General features: G+C 72.4%; 3 protein-coding genes. All 3 read left to right on the top strand.

The window, feature by feature from the left end; all coding sequences use genetic code 11:
- Positions 1-129 precede the first annotated feature (129 nt).
- On the top strand, positions 130-1,611 hold the full coding sequence (locus MFF42_RS03965; RefSeq protein ID WP_238254591.1) for a CheR family methyltransferase: 1,482 nt from the start codon (positions 130-132) through the stop codon (positions 1,609-1,611).
- Positions 1,608-2,165 carry a chemotaxis protein CheW gene (locus MFF42_RS03960; protein ID WP_238254590.1) on the top strand — a complete coding sequence of 186 codons (558 nt, stop codon included), beginning with the start codon at positions 1,608-1,610 and terminating at the stop codon, positions 2,163-2,165. Before MFF42_RS03965 ends, MFF42_RS03960 begins: the two co-directional genes overlap by 4 nt.
- A gap of 54 nt (positions 2,166-2,219) precedes the next feature.
- Positions 2,220-3,464, top strand: a 1,245-nt coding sequence (locus MFF42_RS03955) for a methyl-accepting chemotaxis protein (protein ID WP_238254589.1), incomplete at its 3' end; no start/stop codon positions are given.

The raw sequence follows: 3,464 nt of genomic DNA, 5'->3' as shown, positions 1-3,464 counted from the left end.
CGGCCTCGCGCTCGACCGGATCCTCACGCTCGAAGAGCGGACCCGCCTCGACGCCCTGACCCGGCAGGCGACCACGCGGCTCGCCCGGTTCGAGCCCGACGGGGCGCGTCCCGTCTGAGGCCCCCGCACATGACGGCCCCCACGGAGCGGGCGCGGCGCGCATCGGGCGCGACGGTCGATCCCGGATTCCCGGCCCTCAAGGCGCGGGTGATCGCCCGGACGGGACACAACTATTACGAAGACAAGGACGACCTGCTCCACGACCGCGTGCGCAAGCGGATGCGCATTCGCGGCGTGGCCGACTGCGCCGCCTATCTCGCCCTGCTCGAGAGTGGCGCCGGCCGGGAGGAATGGGCGGCGCTCGAGGCCGAGATCACCATCGGCGAGACCTTCTTCTTCCGCTACGCCGAGCAGTTCGCGGCCCTGCGCGGCACGATCCTGCCGGACCTGATCGGGGCGCGCCGCGAGACCCGCCGCCTGCGGATCTGGAGCGCCGGCTGCTCGACCGGGGCGGAGCCCTATTCCATCGCCATCCTCGTCCACGACCTCCTCGGCGAGGCGCTCGAAGACTGGACGGTGACGATCGTCGGGACCGATCTCAGCGCGGCGGCTCTGGCGACCGCCCGTGAGGCCGAGTTCGGGCCCTGGGCCCTGCGCACCCTGGATACGGAGGAGCGCGCCCGCTGGTTTCGCCGCACCCCTGCGCGGCCGGGCCTGCCCCAGGGCGGCTACGCCCTTCGGCCGGCCTACCGGCGCATGGTGCGCTTCGAGCGCCAGAACCTGTTGAGCCTGATCGACGGAAGCGATCGCACGGGGGCGAGCTTCGACCTGATCCTGTGCCGCAACGTGCTGATCTATTTCAGTCCCGATCACGTCAACCGCATCGTGCGGGCCCTGGGCGAGCGGCTCAACCCGCAGGGCTGGCTCCTGATCGGCCATGCCGAGCCGAACCCGACCTTCTCCCAATGGCTGCAGCCGGTCGCCCTGCCCGGAACGGTCGCCTACCGCCCGATCGATACGCCGACGTCCGAGCCGCCCCCGGTGCTCGTGCCGGCGATTCCGGACGCGGCTCCGATCCCGCTCGCGGCGCTTCCGGAATGGTCGCCGGACGACCTTCCGGAGCGTTCGCCGGCCCCTCAGCCGCCCGTCCCGCCGGAGCCGGTCGCCATCCCCGCCTCCCCGGCGACGGAGCACCCGCTCTCGCCGGGCGATCTCCTGGCCGAGATCCGTGTGCTGGCCGACGCCGGCGAGACCGCGCGGGCGTGGCGCCGGCTGCACGAGGAGATCGACGGCTACGCCACCGATCCCTCCCTGCGCTACTACGAGGGGCTGCTCGCCCTCGATCTCGGACGGGAGCGGGAAGCGGAGCGGGCGCTGCGGGGAGCGCTGTTCCTCCACCGGGGCTTCATCATGGCCCATTTCCAGCTCGGCCTGCTGCTCGTCCGCGGCGGCCGCCGCGAGGAAGCCGCCCGCGCCCTCGACAACGCGCTGCGCCTCGCGCAAGGACTGCCGTCCGAGACGATCCTTCCGGAGGGAGACGGAGTGAGCGCCGCACGCTTGGCCGAGAGCGCACGCCGCGTGCTGGCCGGACTCACGGTCAGCGACGCATGAAGATCGGCCGGACCGCCGGGGCGGACCCGACGACACGCACCGCTGCCCTGCTCGATGCGCGCGCCGCCGCGCTCGCCGCGCGCAAGGCGGGGCAAGACGAGATGGTCGAGACCGCGGCCTATCTTGTCTGCGCCTGCGGAACGGAGCGCTACGGCCTGCCGCTCACGGCGGTGGCGGGCGTGACGCCCGAGCGCCCCTGCACCGGCCTGCCCGGAGCGCCGACGGCCCTGCTCGGCATCACCGCCGTGGCCGGCGCGATCGTCACCGTGCTCGACCTCGCCGCCTGCCTCGGGCTCGACCGTCGCGGGGACGAGGAAGGCGGCCACGTGGTGCGCCTGCGGGCGCAGGAGCCACCGGTCGCGCTCGCGGTCGACCGCGTGCTGGGCATCGCCCGGATCGAAATCGGACTGGCGCGGCCGGCGACCGAGCCGGAAAGCCTGGGACGCGGCCCGCTTTCGGGCTATGCACCGCCCGGCTCGGACAGGACGGGGGACGTCCGCGAGGGATTTTCCCTCCTCGATCTGCCGGCGCTGCTCGCCCGCTTCACGACCTGACGGTCAAGAGTGTCGAATCCTCTCCCCGCATCGCCTGCCGGAGCCCAGTCGCCCGTGTCGCTCTCGATCGGAAAACGCATCCTCCTCGGCTTCGTGGCAGCGAGCCTCATCGTGGCGGCCCTGGGCGCCTACGCCCTGCGCCAGATCGGCAGCGTGCGCGACATGACCGACCTGATCGTGACCCGCGACGTCGGCGTGCTGCGCCAGCTCGACGATCTCGGCAACGTCGCGCGCAACATGGGTCTCGTGCGGCGCAACGCGGTGATCGCCGTCCTGGCCCAGGGGCAAACGCAGGCGAATCCGGCCTCGACACCGGCCCGGTCGGACGATTTCCTGGGTAGCTGGCGCCAGAACGTGTCGGAGCTGGACCGCCTCCTCAGCACCGTCGCCGGCGAGGCGAAGACCTATCAAGCCTCCGCCTTGTCCTCGGAGCGCGTCGCGGCCTGGGGGCGCCTCGGGGCCGTCTTCACCGAGACCGCGGAGGCGTTCCGTCTGGTCCGCAACGCGAGCGAGCAGCAGCTCCGGTCCGTCGATGCCCGCGACATCGCCCAGGTCGAGGCCCGGAACGAGGAGGTCAACCGCCTCCACGACGGCCTGCTGCGCAGCATCGCCAATGCCCGCAACGCCCTCGACGGCGTCATCGCCGCCGGACAGCACAGCGTGAACGAGATCTACCGCAACAGCCTCCTCTCGGTGGCGATCACGGTCGCCGCCTCGATCCTGCTCTCGATCCTGGTGACGGTGCTGATCAGCCGCGCCGTGGTGCGCCCGCTGGAGGACGTGATGGCATTCGTCGCGCAGATCGGTTCGGGCGATCTGACCGGACGCCTCAACCGCACCGGCAACGACGAGATCGGTCGGCTCGGCGATACGCTGAACCGGATGGTGGCGGGCCTGTCGGACCTCGCCCGCACCAACCGCGCCGCCACCGCCGACCTGAACGCCGCGGCCGCCGAGATCCGCGCCTCCGCCCAGGAGCAGGCGGCGAGCGTCGAGGAGCAGTTCGCCGCGGTGCAGGAGACCGCCGCGACCGTGGACGAGATCACCCATTCAGGGGCCCAGATCTCGAAGCGGGCGACGGAGGTCATCGCGACCGCCCAGGCCGCGGCGCAGACTGCCCGCTCGGGCCTGCGTGCCGCCACCGACACCGCGAAGGCGATGGAATCGATCCGCGAGCAGGGCGAGGCGGTCGCCGGCAACATCGTCGCGCTCAGCGAGCGGACCCAGGCGATCGGCGAGATCATCGTCACCGTCAACGACATCTCCGAGCGCACCCACCTGCTCGCCCGCCGCCGCCGC

Origin of the sequence: Methylorubrum podarium (assembly GCF_022179745.1) — a bacterium.
Lineage (GTDB): Bacteria > Pseudomonadota > Alphaproteobacteria > Rhizobiales > Beijerinckiaceae > Methylobacterium > Methylobacterium podarium.
This window is presented reverse-complemented; position numbering and strand designations above follow the sequence as displayed.

Coding starts and splice junctions, on each gene's coding strand:
- MFF42_RS03965 (WP_238254591.1), top strand. CDS start 130: ATGACGGCCCCCACGGAGCGGGCGCGGCGCGCATCGGGCGCGACGGTC.
- MFF42_RS03960 (WP_238254590.1), top strand. CDS start 1,608: ATGAAGATCGGCCGGACCGCCGGGGCGGACCCGACGACACGCACCGCT.